We start from the raw sequence: 23,705 nt of genomic DNA, 5'->3' as shown, positions 1-23,705 counted from the left end.
TCTGACCAGATGATAAAAAACGGGGAATCGCCATGGAACTCAAAGACGCCGCTCTGAAAGTTCGTGAAAATGCCCACGCACCCTATTCGAACTTCAAGGTAGGTGCGGCGATCAGGTCGGCCTCGGGTGCCATCCATGCTGGATGCAACGTGGAAAACGTCGCCTACCCGGAAGGAACTTGTGCCGAAGCCGGGGCGATTGCGGCCATGGTGGCGGCCGGCGAGACCGTGTTGACCGAAGTCTATGTGGTCGCCGACTGCCCCGAGCCCGTGACCCCATGTGGCGGCTGCCGGCAGAAGCTGGCGGAATTCGGCAACGGTGACGTTGTGGTGACGATGGCCAATGTGAAGGGCGTCGAACGGCGGATGACCATCGCGGAACTCCTGCCGGGCGCTTTCGACACCTCGCATATCGAAGGCCGCTGAACCGATGGACGCCCGCTCGATCATCGCGAAGCTGCGCCGCCACGAGGCGCCGTCCTCGGACGAACTGGTATGGTTCGCCCAGGGCCTGGCGGATGGCGGGGTGAGCGACGCGCAGGCCGGGGCATTCGCCATGGCGGTCTGCATGGGCAGCCTCGGCGCCGAAGGTCGCGCGGCGCTGACGCTGGCGATGCGCGACAGCGGCGACGTCCTGACCTGGGATCTGGACGGCCCGGTGATCGACAAGCACTCGACCGGAGGCGTCGGGGATTGCGTCAGCCTGGTGCTGGCTCCGGCCCTGGCGGAATGCGGGGCGTATGTGCCGATGATCTCGGGCCGGGGGCTTGGGCACACAGGCGGCACGCTGGACAAGCTCGAGTCCATCCCCGGCGTCACGACGCAGGTGGGGCAGGACCGGTTGACAGAGATCCTGCGCGACACCGGGGCGGCGATCGTCGGGGCTACGGCGCAGATCGCGCCGGCCGACAAGCGGCTTTATGCGATCAGGGACGTGACGGCGACCGTCGAAAGCCTTGATCTGATCACCGCGTCGATCCTTTCAAAGAAACTGGCGGCAAGCCCGGATGCGCTGGTGCTGGACGTCAAGGTCGGCAGCGGCGCTTTCATGAAGACGATCGAGGATGCCCGCAAGCTGGCGACTGCGTTGACCGAAACCGCCAACGCCGCCGGGTGCCGGACCTCCGCCGTGATCACCGACATGAACCAGCCATTGGCGCCCGCCTTGGGCAATGCGCTGGAAGTGGCCGAGGTGATGAAGGTGCTGACGGGCGAGGCGGATACTCCACTGGTTGAAATAACCGCCGAGCTTGGCGGCGTATTGCTCACGGACGCCGGCATTGCCCAAGACGCCAAAGCAGGGCGCGCGAAGATCATGGAGGTGATCCGCGACGGCCGCGTGGCCGAGCGGTTCGGGCGAATGATGGCGGCGGTCGGCGGGCCTGTGCATTTCGTCGAAACCTGGGCACGGTTCCTGCCAGAGGCCAACGTGATCCAGGAAGTGACCGCGCAGCGCGCCGGCTACGTGACCGAAATCGACGGAGAGGCGTTGGGACTGACCGTCGTGGAACTGGGTGGCGGGCGCCAGGTCGAAAGCGACGTGATCGATCCGGCCGTTGGCCTGTCGGGCATCGTGCGTATTGGCGAGAAAGTGTCCAAGGGCACGCCGCTTGCGGTCATTCACGCCAGCCGCGAAGACGCGGCGCGGCGCGCGGCTGCGGCGGTGCGTGGGGCGATCCGGATCGGGCCCAAGCCGGTCGCGGCTCCGGACCTGGTTCACGAGAGGATAAGCCAGTGAAGCGCGCGTTTCTTGTGGTGATGGACTCGGTCGGGATCGGTGGCGCCCCGGACGCCGACCTGTTCTTCAACGGCGATCTTCCCGATACCGGGGCCAACACCGTCGCCCATATCGCGCAAGCCTGCGCCGATGGCCAAGCCGAGGAGGGCAGGTCGGGTCCGCTGAACCTGCCGGTGCTCGACGGTCTGGGTTTGGGCGCTGCGGTACGATTGGCCTCGGGCGATGACACACCGGGGCTGGAGGCCACGCCGACCGGCCTTTGGGGCTGCGCGCGCGAGCATTCGCGCGGCAAGGATACGCCCTCGGGACATTGGGAACTGGCGGGGCTGCCGGTGCCTTGGGACTGGCACTATTTCCCCGACACCGTCCCGGCCTTCCCCGATGACCTGAGCCGTGCCGCCGCTGAGGCCGCCGGAACCGAAGGCATTCTGGGAAATTGTCACGCACCGGGAACGGCCATCATCGAAAGGCTGGGCGCCGAACACATGAGCACCGGCTGGCCCATCTGTTACACATCCGCCGACAGCGTTTTCCAGATCGCCGCGCATGAAGAGAGTTTTGGCCTCGACCGCCTGCTCGCCATGTGCAAGGCGCTTGCCCCCCGACTGCACGGGATGAAAGTGGGACGGGTGATCGCGCGCCCATTCGTAGGATCGCCGGAACGGGGGTTCACGCGCACCACGAACCGCAAGGATTTCGCCATCCTGCCGCCCGCGCCGGTTCTGACCAACTGGGTTCAGGATGCGGGCGGGCGGGTGCACGCGATCGGCAAGATCGGCGACATATTCTCGATGCAGGGTATCGATACGCTCAGCAAGGGCTCGGACGCCGAATTGATGCGGCACTTGTCGGCGCTGGTGGATGGGGCCGGGGATGGCAGTCTGATCTTTGCCAATTTCGTCGAGTTCGACACCAACTTCGGGCACCGCCGCGACATCAGCGGCTATGCCCGTGCGCTGGAATGGTTCGACCGCGAAATCGGCGAGATCCTGAAGAAGCTGCGGCCGGGGGATTTGTTGTTGCTGACGGCCGATCACGGCAATGATCCGTCCTGGCGCGGCACCGATCACACACGCGAACAGGCCCCGGTCCTGATCGCTGGAACCGGCGCCGGCGAAATCGGGCGAGTGAACTACGCCGACGTCGCCGCCAGCATCGCGCACCACCTCGGCGTTCCGTCGCAGGGGCCGGGGAGGAGTTTTCTGTGAGCGTCGCCGACCTGCCAAAGATCGAATTGCACCTGCATCACGAAGGCGCAGCGCCGCCCGCCTTCATCCGGCAACTGGCGCATGAGAAGCGTGTAGACCTGAGCGGCATCTTCAAACCGGACGGCACCTATGATTTTCGCGATTTCGCGCATTTCCTGAAGGTCTACGAAGCCGCCTGCGAAGTGCTGAAAAGCCCCGAAGATTTCCGCCGTCTGACGCTTGCGATCCTGGAAGAAAGCGCTGAAAACGGCGTCGTCTATTCCGAAACCTTCCTCAGCCCGGATTTCTGCGGCGGCGGTGACGTACAGGCTTGGCGCGACTATGTGAACGCCATCCGGGATGCCGCTGACGAAGCCGAGCGGAAATTCGACATCACACTGCGCGGTGTCGTCACCTGCGTCCGCCATTTTGGGCCGGAACGGGCCAAGGACGCGGCCCGCTGCGCGGCCGAGACCGCGGGTGACTGGATCACCGGGTTCGGCATGGGCGGCAATGAAACCGTCGGGCGGCAGGCGGATTTTGCCTGGTCCTTCGACTGCGCGCGCGAGGCAGGGTTGCGCCTGACCACCCATGCGGGCGAATTTGGCGGTCCCGACAGCGTTCGCGAAGCGGTGCGCGCTTTGGGTGTTGAACGCATCGGTCACGGCGTCCGCGCGATCGAGGATCCCGATCTGGTGCACGAACTGGTGGACCGGGGCATCACGCTTGAGGTTTGCCCGGGCTCCAACGTGGCCCTGGGGCTGTTTCCGGGTTTCGCCGAGCATCCAATTGCAAAGCTGCGCGATTCCGGCGTAGGCGTCACGGTTTCCACCGACGACCCGCCTTTTTTTCATACCACGTTGCGGCGCGAATATGAGATGCTTCACAAGGCATTCGGCTGGCAGGCCGAGGATTTCGCCGCGATCAACGAAACCGCTTTGAACGCGGCCTTTTGCGACGAAGACACCCGGGCGCGGGCCAAGAAGAGACTGGAGAGAACATGAGCGAACACCTGACCGTCGTCGATCATCCGCTGGTACAGCACAAACTGACGCTCATGCGGGACAAGGGGACCTCGACCGCCTCATTCCGTCAGCTCTTGCGCGAGATCACGCTGCTGTTGGCCTATGAGATCACGCGTGAAATGCCGCTGACGACCCGCGCCATCGAAACTCCGATGGAAGAGATGGAAGCGCCCATCCTGGCTGGCAAGAAACTGGCACTGGTGTCGATCCTGCGCGCCGGGAACGGGATGCTGGACGGAGTCCTGGAACTGGTTCCCTCGGCCCGCGTGGGCTTCGTCGGGCTTTACCGCGACGAAGAGACGCTGAAACCCGTGCAATATTACTTCAAGGTGCCCGAAGGGCTGGACGACCGCCTGGTGATCGTCGTGGACCCGATGCTGGCGACCGGCAACAGCTCGGCCGCGGCGGTCGATCTGCTGAAAAAGGCCGGGGCCAACGACATACGGTTCCTATGCCTGCTTGCCGCGCCCGAGGGCGTCGCCCGCATGAAAGAGGCGCATCCGGATGTTCACATCGTGACCGCGGCACTGGACCGCGAGTTGAACTCCAAAGGGTACATCATGCCCGGTCTGGGCGATGCGGGCGACCGGATGTTCGGAACCAAGTAGGCCGTAGAACGGCCCGCTTTTCATCTACCCGCCGCAGATGCTTTGCAGGACCACCCAGTCGCGGTCCGGCAGAATCTGCTCCAACTCTCGTCCCGCCATCGGGTCCGCCTCGATCAGGCCAATGGTGGATTCGCCGGTTATGTCGATCGCGTAGGCGTAGGGTGTCGAGGGCAGGGCGGCCTGACCAAAGACGGCAAGCAAGTCCTGATCGTCGATCTCTGGCCGGGGTTCCGCCATGATCCGCTCCCCGTACTGGTCCATGGTCTCCTTGGTCAATTCCCCGGTCGTCAGCAATCGGAATGACGCCGACGGCCCGGCCCGGTCCAGAAGAGCCGCCAGAGGGTCTTTGCTCTGCGCGCGAGCGCGTTCGGCGAGCACAAATCCGGCTGCAACCGCCGGGTCTTCGTGGTCTTCGATCAGCGTGCGGTTCAGCAGAACGATCCTGCCGGGCAGGATCAGGCTGTCGGCGACGCCGGCAGGCAATATGACGATCTTGCGCACTCCCGTCCGCTGCGCGAGGCGGTCCAGAACCGGCTGCGCGTCCTCGGACGTGCAGCTCCGCCCCGAAACCCTCTCGATCCGGCGCAGGATGGCATTGCCGATATCCAGCCGTTTGATCGCGGGCACGACCGCGACGACATGACGTTGCAGCGCACCGGGCAGCCAGAAGATCATCAGGGCGGCGACCGCCGCCACGACCCCGGCGACGCTGAGCCAGCGCAGGCGGCCCGGATGCGGGCGCGAACGTTCGATGGCTCGCTGCAGACGGTCGATTGCCTCGAGCATCGTGGTTTCCGTCTCGGCCAGCTCCAGCGTCTCGCCGGGATCGCCGTCCGGATTGAAGATCGCGGGATACTCTCCGGGGTTCTGACGTTCCAAAGCCGCCAGCGACCAGTGCGTCAGCGCACGGTCATTGAAATCCGATATGGTCAGCGTCGCTTCACCGATCGACACCACGACCTCACGCCGCTGTTCTTCTGGCGAAGAGCGCCACAGACCGGTAGCTTCGATCCGTTCATATTGCTTCAGGGCCGTCATGCGGTTGAAATCTGCTCGTCTTTCTTTTCCCACAGACTAACATGGAGAATTCAGCCACGGCAAACGGGTAGAACACCCGGTTTGCCGAAAATAACCGAGACAGTCCGAAAACCGGCAAATCGTGTCGCGTTGGAAACGCGTCGCGGGCGCGAAGGCTGCTAGACAAAGGGAATGCAGGCAATTCAACGAACATCGCCGGTTGCAGCTTCGCTGTTGATGGTAGCGGCCATGGCTATCATCGGCGTGATCGACAATTTCGTGGTCCGTCTGGCCCAAGACATCGGACTCTGGCAGTTCCATTTCACCCGCGCTCTTCTCATGTTGCCTTTGGTCTGCGGGTTGTCGCTGCTCGGTCTCGGCAGCATCCGGCCCCTGCGGCCGGGTGTGGTGGTGTTGCGCAGTGCCCTGATCGCCCTGGCGATGCTGTTCTATTTCAGTGCTCTTGCCCTCATGCCGATTGCACAGGCGCTGGCGGGGCTGTTCACTTCGCCCATATTCGTGCTGCTGATCTCGTCCCTTGGCATGGGGCAACGCATCGGCCCCTGGCGCATTCTTGCGGTGGCGATCGGCTTTGCCGGAATCCTCTGCGTCCTGCAGCCCGACCCTCGGGCCTTTGACGCCAAGGTTCTGATTCCGGTGGCGGGCGGTCTGTTCTATGCGCTGGCAGCAGTCATCACGCGCGCCTATTGCGCCGGAGAAAGCACGGTGGCGCTGCTGGGCGGGATGGTTCTGGCCCTGGGGCTGGCAGGGGCAGCCGGTCTGATCGGGCTTGCCCTGTTTCCAATCGAACCGGTTGCGGGCCCGGCGGGATTCGTGGCCCGCGGGTGGGTCTGGCCGATGGGCGGTGCCGCGCCCTGGGTCGTGCTGCAGGCGGTGGGATCGTCCCTGGCGGTATTCATGCTGATCAAGGCGTATCAGCTGGGCGAGCCTTCCTACGTGGCGGTGTTCGAATATTCCGTGATGATTTTCGGCCCGTTGTTCGCATGGGTGGCGTTAGGCCAGACGCTGGGGGCGCCGCAGATCCTGGGGGTCGGCCTGATCGCCTTTGCCGGCGGGATCATCGCCTTGCGCTCGGGCTGAGGCGGTCTGATTGTTCCGCCGCTATCGTTCAGACCAGTCGTTCAGAAGATATTCAGAGATTCGACTATCAGTTCGACTGAAGTCGAGCTCTCAAGTTTCCGGTTGCGAGACAGTGCCGGGCGATTGAACTTAAGCGTTTCCGAAAATCGGGAAATGACACAATCTTGACGCGAATGCGTCGGAAATGTGGCGAAATGTGGCCGCCCGCCGCCGACCCGGTGCTATTCATTTAGATCTGTTGAGTGAAGTGCACGAGAAGGGGGCGGGCACGTGTTTGAAGTAAATGGTAATTCTGGTTCCCAGTTTTTCTCCGGAGAAGACGGGTTGCGCGTCGCGAACGGGTCGGTCGTTACCCGCAGATCGGGTCTGTTGCACGGCACCGCCGTATTGACCGACAGGGGATGGCGGCCCGTCGAAAAGATCGTGGCCGGCGATTTGGTGCGCACCCTGGATCACGACTTTCAGCAAGTCGCAAGTACGGAGCGCGAGGTACTGGCCCTGCCGGATGACGGGCTTTCCGAAGAAAACAGGCCGGTCCGGGTTCCTGCCGGTTCCGTGTTCAACAAGCGGCCGCTCTGGCTGATGCCCGAACAGGGGATGCTGGTCGATTGCGATGCGGTTTCCGAGTTCGCGGACGACCGGCAGGCCGTCATTTCGGCGCGGCTGCTGAAAGGTGTCTGCGGGATCGCCAGCGGGCTGCCGGGCGCGCGCCTTGGTCTCGCCACCCTGTCCTTTGCCACGGATGAAGTGATCTATGTCGAAGGAGGCATGATGGCGTACTGCCCCTCTATGGCGACGAAAAGATGGACGTCCGGAGCCGCAAACAAGAAAGGGTATGCGGTTCTGAGCGGAGCGCAAGCGGAAGGCGTGGCGAAACAGCTTGCGCGACTGAACGACGCCACGACGCTGGCGAGCCCGCTTGGAGAACTTCCTACCGCGATCCCGAACAAGCCGGTTTTGCCGGTCCGTCCCGTAAACGTCGATCGGCGCCCCGGACGTCCGGGAAGGCCGAAACCGCTGGCATAGATCCTGCGGTCAGGCAGTTTGGTTTGACGGAGATTGGGATAACGCTGGCGCATTTGGGGATGCGCCCGCGTACCGATCATGCGGCCTTGGCTTCGGGGTTGAAGCGTCCGTAGAAGCTCTGCCCCTTGTCCGCCATCTCGCGCAGCAGCGGCGGGCAGGCGAACCGTGGCCCATATTTCTCGGCCAACTGGTCGCACCGCTCGGCCGCATATGGCGTGCCGATGATGTCGAGCCAGCTGAGCGGTCCGCCCGACCACGGTGCAAAGCCCCAGGCTAGAACGGCACCGACATCGCCTTCGCGGATGTCTTCCAGCACACCTTCCTCCAGCGCGCGGACCGCTTCCAGCACCTGCGCGAACATCAGGCGTTCCTGCACCTCGATCAGGTCAGGCTGCTCGTCAGCCAGCGGGTATTTCTCCTGCAAGCCTTTCCAGTATCCGACGCGCTTGCCCTTGTCGTCATAGTCGAAGAAGCCCGCATTCGTCTTGCGGCCCAGACGCCCCAGGTCCTCCATCCAGAAGATCAGATCGTCTGCCGGGCTTTCCGGGTAGGCGTCGCCCATCGCCGCCTTGGTCGCCCGCGCGATCTTGGCGCCAAGGTCGATCGAGGTTTCGTCGGTCAGTTGGATCGGCCCTACCGGGAAGCCAAGCTGGCGGGCGGCATTGTCGATCAGTACGGGGCTCACGCCCTCGGTGATCATCCGCGCGCCTTCGTTGACGTAGGGAATGATGCAGCGGTTGCAATAGAAGAACCGGGCGTCATTGACCACGATCGGCGTCTTGCGGATCTGGCGCACATAGTCGAGCGCCTTGGCCACCGCGCGATCGCCGGTCTTTTTGCCCTTGATGATCTCGACCAGGAACATCTTCTCGACCGGCGAGAAGAAGTGGATGCCGATGAACTGCTCGGGCCGGACCGAGGCTTCGGCCAGACCGGTGATCGGCAGGGTCGAAGTGTTGGAGGCAAAGATGCAGTCCTCGGGGATGATCGCCTCGACCCTTTTGGTCATGTCGGCCTTCACGCCCGGGTCTTCAAAAACCGCCTCGATGATCAGGTCGCAGCCCTGCAGCTTCTGCAGGTCCGGCGTTGCGGTGATCTGGCCCAGCATGGCTTCCTTCTTCTCGGCCGTGACCTTGCCGCGCTTGATGCCCTTGTCGAGATAAGCTTCGGTATAGGCCTTTCCCTTGTCGGCGGCAGCCTGGTCGCGGTCGATCAGGACAACCTCCATCCCGGCCTGCGCACTGACCAGCGCGATGCCCGCGCCCATCATGCCGGCACCCAGAACGCCGATCTTCCTGACCGACTGATCGGGAACGTCCTTGGGCCGCACCGCGCCTTTTTCCAGCGCCTGCTTGTTGATGAAGAGCGACCGGATCATCGCCGAGGAACTCGGGTTCATCAGGACATTGGTAAACCAGCGCGCCTCGATCCTCAGCGCGGTGTCGAAATCGACCAGCGCGCCTTCGTAGATCGCGCTCAAAAGCGCCTTGGGAGCGGGGTAGGCGCCTTGGGTCTTGCCGTTCACCATGGCGGAAGCGCCGACAAAGGTCATGAAGCCCGCCGGATGGTAAGGCGCGCCGCCGGGCATCTTGTAGCCCTTGGCGTCCCACGGCTTGACCAGATCAGCGTCCTTGGCGTTCAGAACCCATTCCTTGGCCGCGGCGACCGGGTCATCCGAAACCGCGTCGATCAGGCTTGCACCCTTGGCCTTGGCCGGGTCCATCATCTTGCCTTCCAGAAGGACCGGGGCCGCCGCCATCGCGCCGACCATGCGCGAATAGCGGATGGTGCCGCCGCCGCCGGGGAAGATGCCCAGAAGGATCTCGGGCAGGCCGATCTTGGCCTTGGGATTGTCGGTCATTACCCGGTGATGACAGGCCAGCGCGATCTCGGTGCCGATGCCGGCGCAGGTGCCGTTGATGGCGCAGGCCACGGGCTTGCCGCCCTTCTTGGTCTTGGGATCCATTCCCGCCAGTTCCAGCTTGCGCAGGATGCGGTGACCGCCCATGACGAAATCGAACAGACCCTGCGCCGGGTTGTCGCCCGCTTCCTCGCGGATCACAGCCAGCGTGTTCAGGTCCATGCCGCCGGCAAAGTCCTTTTTGCCGCTGGTGATGACGATGCCCTTGACCGCGTCATCGCCAAGCGCCTTGTCGACCAGACCATCCACCAACTCGAAAGCCTCGCGGGTCATGACGTTCATCGACTTGCCTTCGGCGTCCCAGGTGATGAAGGCGACGCCGTCCGCGTCCACGGAGTATTTGAAATCAGCCATTGGTTCTTCTCCTTACACGCGCTCGATGATGGTCGCCGCACCCATGCCGGACGCGATGCACAGCGTGGCGAGGCCGGTTTCCTTGTCCTGACGCTCCAACTCGTCCAGCAGGGTGCCGATGATGATGGCGCCGGTGGCGCCCAGAGGGTGGCCCATCGCGATCGAGCCGCCGTTCACGTTCACGATATCCGGGTCCACGTCGAAAGCCTGCTGGAAGCGCAACACGACCGAGGCAAATGCCTCGTTCACCTCGAACAGGTCCAGATCGCCGATCTTCATTCCGTTCTCGGCCAGGATCTTTTCGGTCACCGGCACCGGGCCGGTCAGCATGATGGTCGGGTCGGTGCCGATCTTGGCCGTCGCTTTGATGCGTGCCCGCGGTTTGAGGCCGTACTTCTCGCCAAACTCCTTGTTCCCGATCAGAACGGCGGCGGCGCCATCGACGATCCCCGATGAGTTACCTGCGTGGTGGATGTGGTTGATCTTTTCCAGATGAGGGTATTTCAGCATCGCCACCTTGTCGAAGCCCGGCATCTGTTCGCCCATCATCTGGAACGACGCGTTCAGCGCGCCGAGGCTTTGCATGTCCGTGCCCGGGCGCATGTATTCGTCGTGATCGAGGATCGGCAGGCCGTTCTGGTCCCGCACGGTAATCACCGATTTTGCAAAGCGGCCTTCGTCCCAGGCAACCTTGGCGCGGCGTTGGGATTCCACGGCCAGCGCGTCGGCCTGATCGCGGGTGAAGCCATATTCGGTGGCGATGATGTCGGCCGAAATGCCCTGCGGCACGAAATAGCTGTCCATGGCAAGGCTGGGGTCCACGGCGATCGCCGCGCCGTCGCTGCCCATGGCGACGCGGCCCATCATCTCGACGCCGCCAGCGATATAGGCATCGCCCGCGCCGCCCTTGACCTGGTTCGCGGCCAGGTTCACCGCTTCCATACCCGAGGCGCAGAAGCGGTTGATCGCCAGGCCAGGGATCGATTCATCGAGGTCCGAGGCAAGCACTGCCGAACGGGCGAGGCAGCCGCCCTGTTCCATCACCTGGGTGACGTTGCCCCAGATCACGTCCTCGACGGCGTGGCCGTCCAGGTTGTTGCGCTCTTTCACCGCGTTCAGGGTCAGGGCCGACAGGCGCAGCGAGGTCACCTCGTGCAGGCTGCCGTCCTTGCGGCCCTTGCCGCGCGGAGTGCGCAGGGCGTCATAGATATAGGCTTCGGTCATGATGCTCTCCTTAAGCTCGATCCGACGGATTGCCGGGCATCAGGTCATACGGGGATTTCCAGCCGGGCTGCTCGGAAAGGCGGGTCAGCCAAGCGTCGATATTGGTCCATTCGGCGCGGTCGAAGCCGAAAGGCTCGGGGTAGTAAAGGTAGCCGCAGCAACTGAGATCGGCATTGGTCACGCCATCGCCGACGATCCACTCGCGGCCTTCGAGATGGGCGTCCAGCACCTGGTAGGCCGCTTTCAACCGCCCCTGGTTGAACGCGATCACATCCGGATTGCGATGCTTTTCGGGCAGGAAATTGATCAGGAAACGGGTCATCCCCGCCATTGAACTGAGCTTGTGATTGTCCCACAGAACCCAGCGCAGGATATCGTAGTTCTCCTCGCGGGTCTTGCCGCCGAACCTGCCCGATTTTTCGGTGACATAGGCCTGGATCGCGCCGGACTGGCTGGTGCGGAAATCGCCGTCTACCAGAACCGGAGCCTCGCCCATCTCGTTGACCGTGGCGCGATATTCCGGGGTTCGGGTCTCGCCGTTGAAGAAATCGACAAATACCGGCTCCCAATCGAGTCCGGACAACTCCAGCGCCAGAGCGGCCTTGTAGGAATTGCCGCTTTCTCCGAAGCAATAAAGTTTGATCGTCATTCTCTTTGGCCCTCCCGTGGCGATCGTGGCAAAGTCGGAATTGAGTATTTGGGAAAAGATGAAGTGTTATTGGCTAGGCTTTCTTAACCTTCATCTGTCTCTATGATCCGGCGGTACAGGCTGGAGAGCCGATGACCGCAAAAGGTGAAGTCGTCCCTGTCCTGATGGCGAGTGCGCCCGGTGGCAGAGGCGCATCACGTCTTCATCTTTTCTCAAATACTCCCGCCGGAGGCATCCAGACTCGCCAACTGGCGCAAACGTGGATACAGCGCGGCCGGGTCTTCAGCGTTTGCGTTCCTCCAGTTCCGCGTTGAACAGGCGCAACCTGTGAGTCAGGTTGTCGCCGTCGATCACGCTGTTGAAATTTTCGAACAGGAAGGACAGCGCCTCGCCCTCGTCCAGGCCCGCTTCGCGTGCGAAGTTCCTGAGCTTGCGATACCCGTCCTCGGTCATCGCGACGGGAAAACGGCGGGTCAGGCGGAAACGTTTCGGCATGGTGTCCTCCGGGGTTTGGCTCCGGGCGATTGCGCCCGAAGCCAGACTGGGATCAGAAGTTCGCCGCGTCCAGTGCCATCACCGTGTCCGCGCCCGACTGGATGCGGGCGAGGTGCATGGCGGTGGCCGGCAGGCGTCGCGCCATGTAATAGCGGCCGGTATTGATCTTCGTCTCGTAGAACGCCGCGTCAGTCGCGCCTGCCGCCAGTTGTGACGCTGCGGCCTTGGCCATGCGCGCCCACATCAGGCCCAGACAGACATGGCCGAACATGTGCATGAAGTCGTATGAACCCGCCAACGCGTTGTTGGGGTTCTTCATGCCGTTCTGCATGAAGTACATTCCGGCCGCCTGCAGATCCTTGGACGCCGCTTTCAGCGGCTCGATGAAGGCCTTGTCATAAGCCTCGTCCTGACCGGCGTTTTCCTTGCAGAAGGATTTGACCATCTCGAAGAACGCCATCACGTGCTTGCCGCCGTCCTGGGCCAGCTTGCGGCCGACCAGGTCCAGCGCCTGAACACCGTTGGCGCCTTCGTAGATCATCGCGATGCGGGCGTCGCGTGTGTATTGAGACATGCCCCATTCCTCGATGTAGCCGTGGCCGCCATAAACCTGCTGCGCCTGCACGGTCATGTCGTAGCCCTGATCGGTCAGGAAGCCCTTGATGACCGGGGTCAGCAAGGAAATCAGCCCGTCCGCATCCGCGTCGCCCGAGCGATGCGCTTGATCGATCAGGGTCGCTCCCCACAGGATGAAGGCGCGCGCGCCCTCGGTGAAGCTTTTCTGATCCATCAGGTTGCGGCGGATGTCCGGGTGCACGATCAGCGGATCGGCGGGTCCATCGGGGTTTTTCGGCCCGGTCACGTCGCGGCCCTGAAGGCGATCCTTGGCATATTCCAAGGCGTTCTGATAGGCGGCTTCGGCCTGGCTGAGACCCTGCATGCCCACGCCCAGGCGCGCCTCGTTCATCATGGTGAACATCGCGCGCATACCCTTGTGCTCTTCTCCGATCAGGTAGCCGGTCGCGCCGTCATAGTTCATCACGCAGGTCGAGTTGCCGTGGATGCCCATCTTTTCTTCGATCTTGCCGACCGAGACCGCGTTGCGTTCGCCAAGGCTGCCGTCTTCCTTCACGAGGAACTTGGGTACGATGAACAGCGACACGCCCTTGATGCCCTCGGGGCCGCCGACGATCTTGCCTAGCACCAGGTGGATGATGTTGTCGGCCAGGTCGTGGTCGCCCGACGAGATGAAGATCTTCTGCCCGGTGATCTTGTAGGATCCATCCGACTGCGGTTCCGCCTTGGTGCGCATCAGGCCCAGGTCGGTGCCGCAATGCGGCTCGGTCAGGTTCATGGTCCCGGTCCATTCGCAGGACACCATCTTGGGCAGATAGGTGTTCTTCTGCTCCTCGCCGCCATGTGCGAGGATCGCCGAGGCGGCGCCGTGCGTCAGGCCCTGGTACATGACGAAAGCCTGGTTCGCCGCCGAGAACATCTCGCCCACTGCTGTGCCCAGAACGTATGGCATGTTCTGACCGCCATATTCCTCGGGCATGTCCAGCCCGGTCCAGCCGCCTTCCTTCATCTGTTCGAAAGCTTCCTTGAAGCCGGTCGGCGTGTAGACGACGCCGTTCTCGAACCGGCAGCCTTCGGTATCGCCCACCGCGTTCAACGGGTGCAGGACGTTCGTCGCGACCTTCCCGGCCTCTTCGAGAACGGCGCCGGTAAATTCGGGCTCCAGTTCGCTGTAGCCGGGAATGTCGGCTTCCGAGACCTTGAGAACGTCGTGCAGAACGAAGTTCATGTCCTTGGTCGGGGCGTTGTAGACGGGCATGAGAAGCTCCCTGATTGTTCGGATGTCCAGAGATGGCGGCCGGGCAGGTTACTCGGCGGCCTTCTTTTCTTTCTTCATGGAGGCGATCACCTGCTCGCCCCATTTCAACTGCTCCTTGAGGTCCTCGATGGCCTGGGTCAGCTCGTCACGCCGCGACTCCATGTCCGCCAGCCGCTCGCAAGCGATCTCGTAGGTGCGGGTCAGTTGAGTCAGTTGCTGGTCACCGGCGTGGTACAGGTCCAGAAGCTGGCGGATTTCCTCGAGGCTGAAGCCGAAGCGCTTGCCGCGCAGAATCAGTTTCAGGCGGGCGCGGTCGCGTTTGGTGAACAGGCGTTTCTGACCTTCCCGGATCGGGAACAGAAGCTCCTTCGCCTCGTAGAAACGCAAGGTGCGCGGTGTTACGTCGTAGGCCTCGCACATTTCGCGGATGGTCATCAGTTCTTCGGTCATTTTTCAAACTCTCATCACTGGCGTCATGGCCAAGAGGTGCGCAGTCGATGCGCGTTTTACAACATGAGATTGACGTTAACGTAAGTCGGACGCTGCGTCATGAAAACGTTGACGTAAGATCAATTCGCGTAAGGTGCCGTTGCGGCAAGAATGTTTCGCCTACGTTGAGCGTTTTGGCTGGAATCCCTGCGTGAATCGTCCTTGGACCAACGGGATCATCGCCCCGTCATGCCGCCACGCGGTCCTGAATAGAATTCGCGTCGCGCTTTGCGTTTCGCTGCGACCTGGGCGTCCCACTCTGCCTGCGAAACACCCGGAGGTGCCGTGCCATAGCCGTTCGGGCCGATATCGCATCCGGCCAACGCGATAGCCAAGCAAAGAGCAGGCAGAAAATGCGAATGCCGCATCGTGCAACCTCCCAGCAAGCGGCCCGGACGAATCCCTGTCGGAACCGTCCGGTTTCAAGCTGCAAGAGTGATCCTGCGCAAATCTGGGATCAACGTTTCGGGACCACTGATAACAGCGAATTGAGCCGCTGTCAGAAGGGTGTCTCAGGCAAGGCTGCCCGCGGTCTGGTCGCGCAGGCGCTGCAACTCGTCCATCGCCTCGTCGAGTTGCTCGCGCTGCTGGCGCAGTTCCTGCATCTGCCGGTCCGCCATTTCGACAAAGGCCGCCATCTGCGCTTCGTTCCCCTCGTCCTCGTAGATCAGCAGCCACTGCCGGATTTCCTCGAGCTGGAAACCGAATTTCCGGCCGCGCAGGATAAGCTTCATGCGGGCGCGCTCGCGGGGGCCGTAGAATCGCGAACGTCCTTCGCGATCCGGTTGCAGGAGTTCGATATACTCGTAGTAGCGCAGAGTGCGCGGCGTGACGTCAAATTCCGCGCACATCTCCTTGAATGACAAACGGGTGTCGGACATTCCAATTCTCCTCGACGGCAACCTATGGTGTCGCGAAGTCAAGCGCAACAGGCGGGCTTGCTCTTTGCGCAGCCTGCGGATCATAAAGGAGAAACGCAAGGACAGGATCCAAGCACATGGTCGACAAAACGAAACTGGCGCGCCAATTCATCGAGGCGATCCCGCACGCAAAGGCGCTGGGGCTCGAACTGACGAGCATCGGCGCCGGAGAGGCCGAGATCACGATGCCCTACAACGAGGCATTGATCGGCGACCCGCGAACCGGGGTGATTCATGGCGGCGCGGTTTCGGCCATGCTGGACACTTGTTGCGGCGCGGCGGTGATGAGCCACCCGTCGGCGCCCGGCGGCACCGCCACCATCGACCTGCGGATCGACTACATGCGCGCGGCCACGCCCGGGCAGAGCATCACGACCCGCGCGACCTGCTACCACATCACGCGGAACGTGGCGTTTGTGCGCGCCACCGCGACGGATGACGATCAGGACCGTCCCGTCGCGACCGCGTCGGGGTCCTTCACTGTGGAGGGCAAGTGACATGGCCCGTCCCCGTCCCGAACCGATGCAGGTGGTCAAGCAACGTCGCGACGCGGCGCTCAAGGCGCTGGTCGAGGGCGTTCCCTACATCCGGTTTCTCAACATCAGCTTCGACCGGCGCGGCGACGAGTTGACTGGCGTTCTGAACTTTGAGGAAAAGCTGATCGGCAACCCGTTCCTGCCTGCGATCCACGGCGGTGTGACGGCAGCGTTTCTCGAGGTCACGGCGGTGATCACGCTGAGTTGGGAGTACTTGTTCCCAAGGATCGAAAGCGGTGAACTTGATGCGGAAGACGTCATGAACGACGAAAAGATCCGCTTTCCCAAGACCATTGATTTCACCGTGGACTACCTGCGCTCGGGCCTGCCGCGCGACGCCTATGCGCGCGCCTTCATCAGCCGGTCCGGCCGGCGCTACGCCTCGGTGCGTGTCGAGGCGTGGCAGGACAATCACGCCAAGCTGTTTGCGCAAGCCTCAGGGCACTTCCTCATGCCTCAACCCAGGCCAGACAAGGGCTGAAGCGTCATGCAGGACGCTTCGGCGCCCATCACGCATCGGCGGGTGCTGAAGATCGCGTTGCCGATCGTGCTGTCGAATGCCACGGTTCCGATTCTGGGCGCGGTGGACACGGGCGTAGTCGGGCAGTTGGGCGAAGCCGCGCCGATCGGCGCGGTGGGAATCGGCGCGGTGATCTTGTCCACGCTCTATTGGGTTTTCGGTTTCCTGCGGATGGGCACGACCGGGCTTGCGGCGCAGGCGCGCGGGGCAGGGGACGCGGCCGAGACCGGGGCTTTGCTGATGCGCGGTATTCTTCTCGGCGGTGCCGCCGGAGCGGTTTTCATCCTGTTTCAGGCATTGCTGTTCTGGGGAGCGTTCGCCCTTGCTCCGGCCAGCGCCGAGGTCGAGGCGCTGACGCGCAACTACCTTGAAATCCGCATCTGGGGCGCACCCGCCACCATCGCGCTATACGCGGTGACCGGATGGCTGATCGCCGTCGAGCGCACGCGGGGCGTCTTTGTTTTGCAGGTCGTCATGAACGGGCTGAACATCCTGCTGGATCTCTGGTTCGTTCTGGGCCTCGGATGGGGAGTCGAAGGTGTCGCGTTCGCCACGCTGATCGCCGAATGGGCTGGCATCGGATTGGGGCTGTGGCTTTGCCGCGACGCCTTCGCCGGCGAGCAGTGGCACGACTGGGCGCGGATTTTCGACGCGGTGCGCCTGCGCCGGATGATGCAGGTGAACATGGACATCATGGTTCGCTCAGTCTTGCTTACGGTGTCGTTTACGACCTTCCTGTTCATCGGTTCGGATCTGGGCGACGTGAACCTCGCCGCCAATCAGGTACTGCTGCAGTTCCTTTCCATTACGTCCTTCGCGCTCGATGGCTTCGCCTTCGCCGCCGAAGCCCTGGTCGGCGGAGCGGTGGGCGCGAAGGATCGCCATCAGGTCCGGCGCGCGTCGATCGTCGCCTCGCAATGGGGCGTGTGTGGCGCGGTTACGCTGAGTCTGGTTTTCCTCGCCGCGGGGCCGTTCATCATCGACCTCATGGCGACCGCGCATGACGTGCGCCTGGCCGGTCGAGAGTTCCTGATCTGGGCCGCAATCGCGCCCGTGCTGGGCGTGGCAAGCTGGATGTTCGACGGCATCTATATCGGTGCGACCTGGACCCGCGAGATGCGCAACGCGATGATCCAGTCGGTCGCGATCTATGTCGTGGCGCTGGTGGCGTTGGTGCCCGGGTCGGGCAACCACGGCCTGTGGGCGTCGCTGATGGTGCTGAACGTTGCCCGCGGCATCACGCTGGGCCTGCGCTATCCCAAGCTCGAGGCGCGGATCGCCTGACGCTCAGAGCAGGTCCAAAAGCTTTTCCGGCGGGCGTCCGATCGCCGCCTTGCCTTTCTTGATCGCCAGCGGGCGCTCGATCAGGATCGGGTTGGCGGCCATGGCGGCAAGCAGAACGTCGTCCGGGTCGGTCTTGGAAAGCCCCATCTTCTTGAAGACCTGCTCACCAGTCCGCACCATGTCCAATGCGGTTGCGCCCAGGGCGTTCCTTGCCGCCGTCAACTCGTCCAAGCTGGGCGCATCCTCCAGATACTTCCTGACCTTGATCTCCGCACCTCGCTCCTCCAGCAGGGCCAACCCCGCGCGGGATTTTGAGCATCGGGGATTGTGCCAGTACTCGATCATAGCCAGTCCTCTCTCTTGCTGCCTACAGCCTCGGCCACGTTGTCAAACCCGTCTCTGGCCAAAAGTCGGTCCAGTCCCTTTGCCATCTCTGCGGCCAGCGACAATCCTCCGTAGACCATCGCCGTGTAGAACTGCACCGCCGATGCGCCGGCGCAGATCTTGGCATAGGCCTGCTCGGCGTTGCTGACACCCCCGACACCGATCAGAGGTAACTTGCCTTCGGTCAGCCGGCTCAACCGCGCCAGTACGCGGGTGGATTTCTCGAACAGGGGCGCACCGGACAGACCGCCGGCCTCGGCCTTGTGCGCGCTTTTCAACCCTTCGCGCGAGAGGGTCGTGTTCGTCGCAATGACCGCATCTACGCCGGTTTCGCGGGCGACCTCGGCGATGTCCTCCAGTTCGGCCTCGGTCAGGTCCGGGGCGATCTTCAGAAAGATCGGCAGCGACCGGGGCAGGGCGTCACGAGTGTCTATCACTCCTGCCAGCAAGGCGCCGAGCGCCGCCTTTCCCTGCAGATCGCGCAGCTTTTCCGTGTTGGGCGACGAGACGTTGACGGTCGCGAAATCCAGGTATTCGGCGCAATGGGCCAGCACTTTGGCGAAATCGCCGGGACGGTCGGTACTGTCCTTGTTGGCCCCCAGGTTCAGGCCGATCACCGCATCCTTAGGGCGCTCGGCAAGGCGCTTCGCCATGACCTCCATGCCCTCGTTGTTGAACCCGAACCGGTTGATGGCGGCTTGGTCCTCACTCAACCGGAACAGGCGTGGTTTGGGGTTACCGGGCTGCGGGCGCGGGGTGACGGCCCCGACTTCGATGAACCCGAACCCCGCGCGCGAGAGCGGTGCCAGCGCCTCGCCGTTTTTGTCGAACCCGGCGGCCAGCCCGATGGGGTTGGGCAGGTCCAGCCCGGCGACGTTCGTATGCAATCGAGGCGAGGTTACAGGGCCGGGCAAGGGCGCCAACCCCAGCTTCAACGCCTTGATGGACAGGCCATGAGCGGTTTCGGGATCCACCTTGTGCAGCAGGGACAGCCCGAGTTTTTCGATGGCCTTCATCCGAATGCCTTTCCGACTTTGCCCGGAGCGCAGCGGATCAGCCGCGAGGTTTCGACGGCAGCTTGCCGGTGAACGACGGCGTTTCGATAAACCGGGTCCGTCACCATTTCCAGGAACGCATGGGCCGTAGGATAGCGGGCGACGAACACCTCGTCCCAAGTTTCGTCTCGCGGTCCGATCAGCGTTGTCTGGAAGGACCCACGCCAGACGATTGATGCGCCAAGCCGGGCTATGATTGGCGCGGTTTCGGCGCCGTATAGTCGGTAAGCTTCGGCACCGGACAGGCCGGCCCCCGCCTTTTCATGGCCTTCCGGGTAGGCGGCGTCGGTGCGGAATTTGACGAGGTTCAACATCTCGATCGGGTGGTCCCTGTCGAGTGTCTTGAAGGCTTCGAACTGTTCCCGCTCGGGGTCGACATACGCGTTCATTCCATGTTCTCCGGAAATTGATGAACGCCGCCCTCGAGCGGCAGGGACAGTGACCAGACCACATCCGAAATCCGGATGTTCCGATACAGATGAGGGAACAGCGCACCGCCGCGCGACACTTCCCATTTCAGATCGCCGCCCATCGCTTCACCGTCACAAGCCACGAGGATCAACCCTTCGGCCCCCGCGAAGTGTTTCGCGGCGGTTTCGGCGGCCTGCGCGGCGGTCGAGAAATGAACGAAGCCATCGGCGACGTCGACCGGGGCCCCTTGCGTTTCGCCCCTGGCCTGCAATGCGGCCCACTCGTCCGCCCGGAAAATCTTGTAGATCAACATGGCGCTCTGATGCCTTGGGGCACGACTGGAATCAAGCCGCATTTCCCCTACGTCGCCTGAACAGATTCTTTGACTTGGCCCCTTTGTCGTCGCACGATCCGGGAAAACAACATAGGGGAGACCATCTGATGTATACCCGTTTTCTGACCACGGTCGCCGCGCTGGGCCTGACGGCGGGCATGGCGGCGGCCGACTACAAGCTGACTATCCTGCACACCAACGATTTCCATTCGCGCTTCGAGCCGATCAACAAGTATGACAGCGGTTGCGAAGACGACGACAAGGCCGAGGGGAAGTGCTTCGGAGGCACCGCCCGACTGGTGACTGCGGTCGAAGAGGCGCGCGGGCGGGCCGAGAATTCGATCCTTGTCGATGGCGGCGACCAGTTCCAGGGCTCGCTTTTCTATACCTATTACAAGGGCAAGGTCGCGGCGGAGTTCATGAACAAGCTCGGCTATGACGCGATGACCGTGGGCAACCACGAATTCGACGACGGCCCCGAGGTGCTGCGCGGGTTCGTCGACACCGTGGACTTTCCCATCCTGATGTCGAACGCCGATATCAGCGCCGAGGAACTGCTGACCGGCAAGATCAAGAAATCCACGGTGATCGAGGTCGGTGGCGAAAAGCTGGGGCTTGTCGGCCTGACGCCCGAGGACACGCATGAAATCGCCTCACCCGGCCCCAACATCACGTTCAGCGACCCGGTCGCGGCGGTGCAGGAGCAGGTGGACAAGCTGACCGCCGAGGGGATCGACAAGATCATCGTGCTCAGCCATTCCGGTTTTGGCGTCGACAAACGCGTCGCATCCGAGACGACGGGCGTGGACGTGATCGTGGGCGGGCATTCCAACACCTTCCTGTCGAACGTGTCGGACAAGGCCGCCGGTCCCTATCCGACCGTGGTGAACGGCGTTCAGATCGTGCAGGCCTATGCCTATGGCAAATTCCTTGGCGAATTGAACGTGACGTTCGACGACGAAGGGAACGTGATCGAGGCGGTTGGCGAACCGTTGATCATGGACAACACGGTGAACGAAGATCCGGCCACGGTCGAGCGCATCGCGGAGCTGGCCAAGCCGCTCGACGAGATCCGCAGCAAGGTCGTGGCCAGTGCCGCCGCGCCGATCGAGGGATCCCGCGATGTCTGCCGGGTACAGGAATGCCAGATGGGCAACCTTGTGGCCGACGCCATGCTCGACCGGGTGGCCGATCAGGGCGTGACCATCGCCATCGCCAATTCGGGCGGCCTGCGCGCCTCGATCGATCCGGGTGACGTGACCATGGGCGAGGTGCTGACGGTTCTGCCGTTCCAGAACACGCTTTCGACCTTCGAGATCAGCGGACAGGGCATCATCGACGCGCTGGAAAACGGCGTCAGCCAGGTGGAAGAGGTCAAGGGCCGTTTCCCGCAAGTTGCCGGTCTTACCTTCTCGTGGGATCCTTCCGTGGCTCCGAACGAGGGCCGCGTCTCTGAGGTCATGGTGGCCGGCGAAGGCGGGTTTGCTCCGATCGATCCGGCGGCGACCTATCTGGTCGTGACCAACAACTATGTCCGAAATGGGGGCGACGGCTATGACGTGTTTGCGGGCGATGACAAGAACGCCTACGACTTCGGCCCGGATCTGGCGGATGTCACGGCGGAATACCTGGCCCGCAACGCGCCCTATCAGCCCTACGTGGACGGTCGCATCAAGCGGAAGTGACATAGTCGAATAGCGGCCAAGCAAAGGCCGCGCCTGTCTGAGCGCGGCCTACCAAAAAAGGATGCAGCCTATCGTACCGGCTTCGTCAATCCAGTCCCGGCCAGAGGGACTTGTCCAGGCCGTCGATGAAAGGCGCAAGCATTTCCCGGTGTCGTTTCCACCCGCCAACTGAACGGGCGTGGACCGGTTGGCGAACCTGGGATGCGCTGAGCGTCAGAACCGTTCCTGCAGACGCGTGAGGTCGCGCCATCGCTTCCGACCAGTCCAGGCCACAGAAGGCGGCGAGCCGGCGGCTGGTCTGCTCGGTTTCCCGGACAAGGTCTTCGTAGCGTACTTCCATGATCCAGTCGCCAAACACAGTTTTCCAATGATTCATCAGGCGGGCGTATTGGTTGAATCGATGACTCATGGCTTGAAAGTCATAGGCATAGGACAGAGCACTGCCCGAAAAATGCGCCTGCCATAGCGACAGCGCCAGGTCGCGCGGGTCTCGGCGCAGGCTGACGATGCGGCAATCGGGCAGGGCAGTGACCAGAAAGCCCAACACCCGGTAATTCTCGGGCATCTTGTCTACCCGCGCGCGCGCCTGTCGCGATTCGAGGGTCAGATCCGCGACATAGGCGCTGGCAAAGGCCGCGCGCTCTTCTTCCTCGAACGGCAGATTCCTGTCGATGATGGGCGCTGCGATACGCCCTGCCGTGCCGAGTTCACCTAGCGGCCACACTTCGGGGTTCCCTGCCAGCACGAGTTCGGTGAGGGTTGTTCCCGAACGGGGCAATCCGACCACGAAGATCGGTCTGGGCTCTGAGCCTGATGGTCCGGCGGAGACCTGAGTTCCCAGCGGGAAACGCGCAATCAGCCTGTTGGTCAGGTTTTCTTCGTAGTCGGAATTGTAGTGATGGAACGCCGCCATGTTGGCATTGGCCTTTTCCAGATTGCGCGCAAAGTCCGATGGATCCGCGGAAGCTTTTGCCAGGCTGGCCAAGGCAAAATGCAGGCTGGCGCGCTGGATACTGGGTTCGGCCGCCGTCTTGAGAGCTTTCCGCGCTTCGGCCAGAATCCTGTCCTTCTGCTCGGCCCCCTTCAGGCGTGCAAGTTGTTCCAGGGCGAAGGGTTGGCCGGGACTCTGATCGAGAACGGACAGGCAGGTTGCGGCGGCGGCCTCGGTCTGACCGGTCTCTTCCTGATGCGCGGCAAGCCGCAACTGTGCATCCAGGTTGCCCGGCGACAGTGCGACCGCCCTGCGAACCGCAGATTCGGCTTCGCCAACGTGGCCGGCACGGGCAAGTGGTTGCGAGATCGCCACAAGGGTATCGACGTGGTCCGGGTCGATGGACAGAACCGCCTCGAGATCACTCAACGCGCCCGACTCGTCGCCGAGCGCCGACCGGATCCGCGCCCGCATCGACAACTCACGTGGCCGGCGAATACCGCTTCGGATCAGATCATCGATCTGCTCCAGCGCCGATCGGGTGTTCCCCATCGCCAGTAAAGCCTGCGCTCTGAGATAGCTGGCCGCGGCATCTTTCGAATTTGCCTCGAGCAAGGTGTCGAGCTGCGCAAGCGCGGGTTCAGGCCGGTTCATCAAGATCAGCGTCTGCGCAAGATTTCGGCGCGCGTCGGCATAGGCTGGCGCGGTCTTCACGGCGGTCTGGAAATGCGCCACTGCCTCTTTCGACTTGCCGAGCGCACCGGCTGCGACGCCAGCGAAGTTGGAGAATTCGGGCCGATTGGGATATTGCTTGATCCCGCGCAGCGCATGTTTCTGGGCGGTTCTGAACTGTCCCGCGTTGATCGCATCAATGGCTTTTTTCGCAAGAAGCTCGTGCATTCGAAAAGTTCGTTTTGATCTGATCTTCAGGAATATGCGGCCGCAGCCGACCGAAGGCAAGACCGGCTTGCGGGGCCG

The 23,705-nt window shown here is 62.8% G+C and carries 24 protein-coding genes; 11 read left to right on the top strand and 13 right to left on the bottom strand.

What is annotated here, in order from left to right; genetic code table 11:
- Positions 1-32: 32 nt before the first annotated feature.
- Genes FGK63_RS00985 through upp form a run of 5 tightly spaced genes read left to right on the top strand, consistent with a single transcriptional unit; the run spans position 33 to position 4,557 of the window.
- Complete coding sequence (locus tag FGK63_RS00985) at positions 33-425, top strand: cytidine deaminase (protein WP_138839735.1); 393 nt, start codon at positions 33-35, stop codon at positions 423-425.
- Between the two features lie 4 nt (positions 426-429).
- Positions 430-1,737, top strand: a complete 1,308-nt coding sequence (locus FGK63_RS00980; protein WP_138839734.1) for a thymidine phosphorylase — start codon at positions 430-432, stop codon at positions 1,735-1,737.
- A complete protein-coding gene (locus FGK63_RS00975; RefSeq protein WP_138839733.1) occupies positions 1,734-2,945 on the top strand; it encodes a phosphopentomutase in 1,212 nt (403 codons plus the stop codon). Before FGK63_RS00980 ends, FGK63_RS00975 begins: the two co-directional genes overlap by 4 nt.
- Entirely contained in the window at positions 2,942-3,928 is a 987-nt protein-coding gene (locus FGK63_RS00970) for an adenosine deaminase (protein WP_138839732.1), read from the top strand. The genes FGK63_RS00975 and FGK63_RS00970 overlap by 4 nt, the downstream gene beginning before the upstream one ends.
- Positions 3,925-4,557: a uracil phosphoribosyltransferase gene (upp, locus tag FGK63_RS00965; protein WP_138839731.1), complete on the top strand. Its 633-nt coding sequence runs from the start codon at positions 3,925-3,927 to the stop codon at positions 4,555-4,557. The genes FGK63_RS00970 and upp overlap by 4 nt, the downstream gene beginning before the upstream one ends.
- 24 nt (positions 4,558-4,581) lie before the next feature.
- Here upp and FGK63_RS00960 read toward each other — a convergent pair whose 3' ends face one another.
- The gene (locus FGK63_RS00960; RefSeq protein WP_138839730.1) at positions 4,582-5,595 is read right to left on the bottom strand and encodes a hypothetical protein; all 1,014 of its coding nucleotides are present in this window, start codon (positions 5,593-5,595) and stop codon (positions 4,582-4,584) included.
- A gap of 171 nt (positions 5,596-5,766) precedes the next feature.
- Here FGK63_RS00960 and FGK63_RS00955 point away from each other — a divergent pair, with 171 nt between their 5' ends.
- Complete coding sequence (locus FGK63_RS00955; protein ID WP_138839729.1) at positions 5,767-6,675, top strand: DMT family transporter; 909 nt, start codon at positions 5,767-5,769, stop codon at positions 6,673-6,675.
- Between the two features lie 324 nt (positions 6,676-6,999).
- On the top strand, positions 7,000-7,701 hold the full coding sequence (locus FGK63_RS00950) for a Hint domain-containing protein (RefSeq protein WP_171052540.1): 702 nt from the start codon (positions 7,000-7,002) through the stop codon (positions 7,699-7,701).
- Positions 7,702-7,777: 76 nt separating this feature from the next.
- Here the strand turns inward: FGK63_RS00950 and FGK63_RS00945 are convergent, their stop codons facing one another.
- From FGK63_RS00945 to FGK63_RS00915, 7 genes are all read right to left on the bottom strand, one after another.
- Positions 7,778-9,976, bottom strand: a complete 2,199-nt coding sequence (locus tag FGK63_RS00945; RefSeq protein WP_138839727.1) for a 3-hydroxyacyl-CoA dehydrogenase NAD-binding domain-containing protein — start codon at positions 9,974-9,976, stop codon at positions 7,778-7,780.
- Between the two features lie 12 nt (positions 9,977-9,988).
- A complete protein-coding gene (locus FGK63_RS00940; RefSeq protein ID WP_138839726.1) occupies positions 9,989-11,200 on the bottom strand; it encodes an acetyl-CoA C-acetyltransferase in 1,212 nt (403 codons plus the stop codon).
- 10 nt (positions 11,201-11,210) lie between these two features.
- Entirely contained in the window at positions 11,211-11,849 is a 639-nt protein-coding gene (locus FGK63_RS00935; protein WP_138839725.1) for a glutathione S-transferase family protein, read from the bottom strand.
- A gap of 282 nt (positions 11,850-12,131) precedes the next feature.
- The gene (locus FGK63_RS00930) at positions 12,132-12,344 is read right to left on the bottom strand and encodes a hypothetical protein (protein ID WP_138839724.1); all 213 of its coding nucleotides are present in this window, start codon (positions 12,342-12,344) and stop codon (positions 12,132-12,134) included.
- Positions 12,345-12,396: 52 nt separating this feature from the next.
- Positions 12,397-14,178, bottom strand: coding sequence for an acyl-CoA dehydrogenase C-terminal domain-containing protein (locus FGK63_RS00925; protein WP_138839723.1), 1,782 nt, complete (start codon positions 14,176-14,178; stop codon positions 12,397-12,399).
- A 48-nt stretch (positions 14,179-14,226) separates the two neighbouring features.
- Positions 14,227-14,628: a MerR family transcriptional regulator gene (locus FGK63_RS00920; RefSeq protein ID WP_138839722.1), complete on the bottom strand. Its 402-nt coding sequence runs from the start codon at positions 14,626-14,628 to the stop codon at positions 14,227-14,229.
- A gap of 551 nt (positions 14,629-15,179) precedes the next feature.
- Positions 15,180-15,548 carry a MerR family transcriptional regulator gene (locus tag FGK63_RS00915; RefSeq protein ID WP_138839721.1) on the bottom strand — a complete coding sequence of 123 codons (369 nt, stop codon included), beginning with the start codon at positions 15,546-15,548 and terminating at the stop codon, positions 15,180-15,182.
- 116 nt (positions 15,549-15,664) lie between these two features.
- On the opposite strand from FGK63_RS00915, the gene FGK63_RS00910 reads away from it, so the two are divergent.
- From FGK63_RS00910 to FGK63_RS00900, 3 genes are read left to right on the top strand one after another with little or no spacing between them, the layout of a single operon-like run.
- Positions 15,665-16,084, top strand: a complete 420-nt coding sequence (locus tag FGK63_RS00910; RefSeq protein WP_138839720.1) for a PaaI family thioesterase — start codon at positions 15,665-15,667, stop codon at positions 16,082-16,084.
- A gap of 1 nt (position 16,085) precedes the next feature.
- Positions 16,086-16,604, top strand: coding sequence for a PaaI family thioesterase (locus tag FGK63_RS00905; RefSeq protein ID WP_138839719.1), 519 nt, complete (start codon positions 16,086-16,088; stop codon positions 16,602-16,604).
- Positions 16,605-16,610: 6 nt separating this feature from the next.
- Complete coding sequence (locus FGK63_RS00900) at positions 16,611-17,927, top strand: MATE family efflux transporter (protein WP_138839718.1); 1,317 nt, start codon at positions 16,611-16,613, stop codon at positions 17,925-17,927.
- Positions 17,928-17,930: 3 nt separating this feature from the next.
- Here FGK63_RS00900 and arsC read toward each other — a convergent pair whose 3' ends face one another.
- From arsC to FGK63_RS00880, 4 genes are read right to left on the bottom strand one after another with little or no spacing between them, the layout of a single operon-like run.
- Positions 17,931-18,272, bottom strand: coding sequence for an arsenate reductase (glutaredoxin) (gene arsC, locus FGK63_RS00895; RefSeq protein ID WP_138839717.1), 342 nt, complete (start codon positions 18,270-18,272; stop codon positions 17,931-17,933).
- Positions 18,269-19,327 carry a quinone-dependent dihydroorotate dehydrogenase gene (locus FGK63_RS00890; protein WP_138839716.1) on the bottom strand — a complete coding sequence of 353 codons (1,059 nt, stop codon included), beginning with the start codon at positions 19,325-19,327 and terminating at the stop codon, positions 18,269-18,271. The genes arsC and FGK63_RS00890 overlap by 4 nt, the downstream gene beginning before the upstream one ends.
- On the bottom strand, positions 19,324-19,755 hold the full coding sequence (locus tag FGK63_RS00885) for a DUF1330 domain-containing protein (protein WP_138839715.1): 432 nt from the start codon (positions 19,753-19,755) through the stop codon (positions 19,324-19,326). Before FGK63_RS00885 ends, FGK63_RS00890 begins: the two co-directional genes overlap by 4 nt.
- The gene (locus FGK63_RS00880) at positions 19,752-20,090 is read right to left on the bottom strand and encodes a DUF952 domain-containing protein (protein ID WP_138839714.1); all 339 of its coding nucleotides are present in this window, start codon (positions 20,088-20,090) and stop codon (positions 19,752-19,754) included. Before FGK63_RS00880 ends, FGK63_RS00885 begins: the two co-directional genes overlap by 4 nt.
- A 128-nt stretch (positions 20,091-20,218) precedes the next feature.
- Between FGK63_RS00880 and FGK63_RS00875 the strand changes: the two genes are divergently transcribed.
- A complete protein-coding gene (locus tag FGK63_RS00875) occupies positions 20,219-21,796 on the top strand; it encodes a bifunctional metallophosphatase/5'-nucleotidase (protein ID WP_138839713.1) in 1,578 nt (525 codons plus the stop codon).
- 85 nt (positions 21,797-21,881) lie between these two features.
- Here the strand turns inward: FGK63_RS00875 and FGK63_RS00870 are convergent, their stop codons facing one another.
- Entirely contained in the window at positions 21,882-23,687 is a 1,806-nt protein-coding gene (locus tag FGK63_RS00870; protein ID WP_218961083.1) for a tetratricopeptide repeat-containing sulfotransferase family protein, read from the bottom strand.
- Between the last annotated feature and the right edge of the window lie 18 nt (positions 23,688-23,705).

The sequence above is a fragment of the Ruegeria sediminis genome (assembly GCF_005938215.1).
In the GTDB taxonomy this organism is placed as follows: domain Bacteria; phylum Pseudomonadota; class Alphaproteobacteria; order Rhodobacterales; family Rhodobacteraceae; genus Ruegeria; species Ruegeria sediminis.
This window is presented reverse-complemented; position numbering and strand designations above follow the sequence as displayed.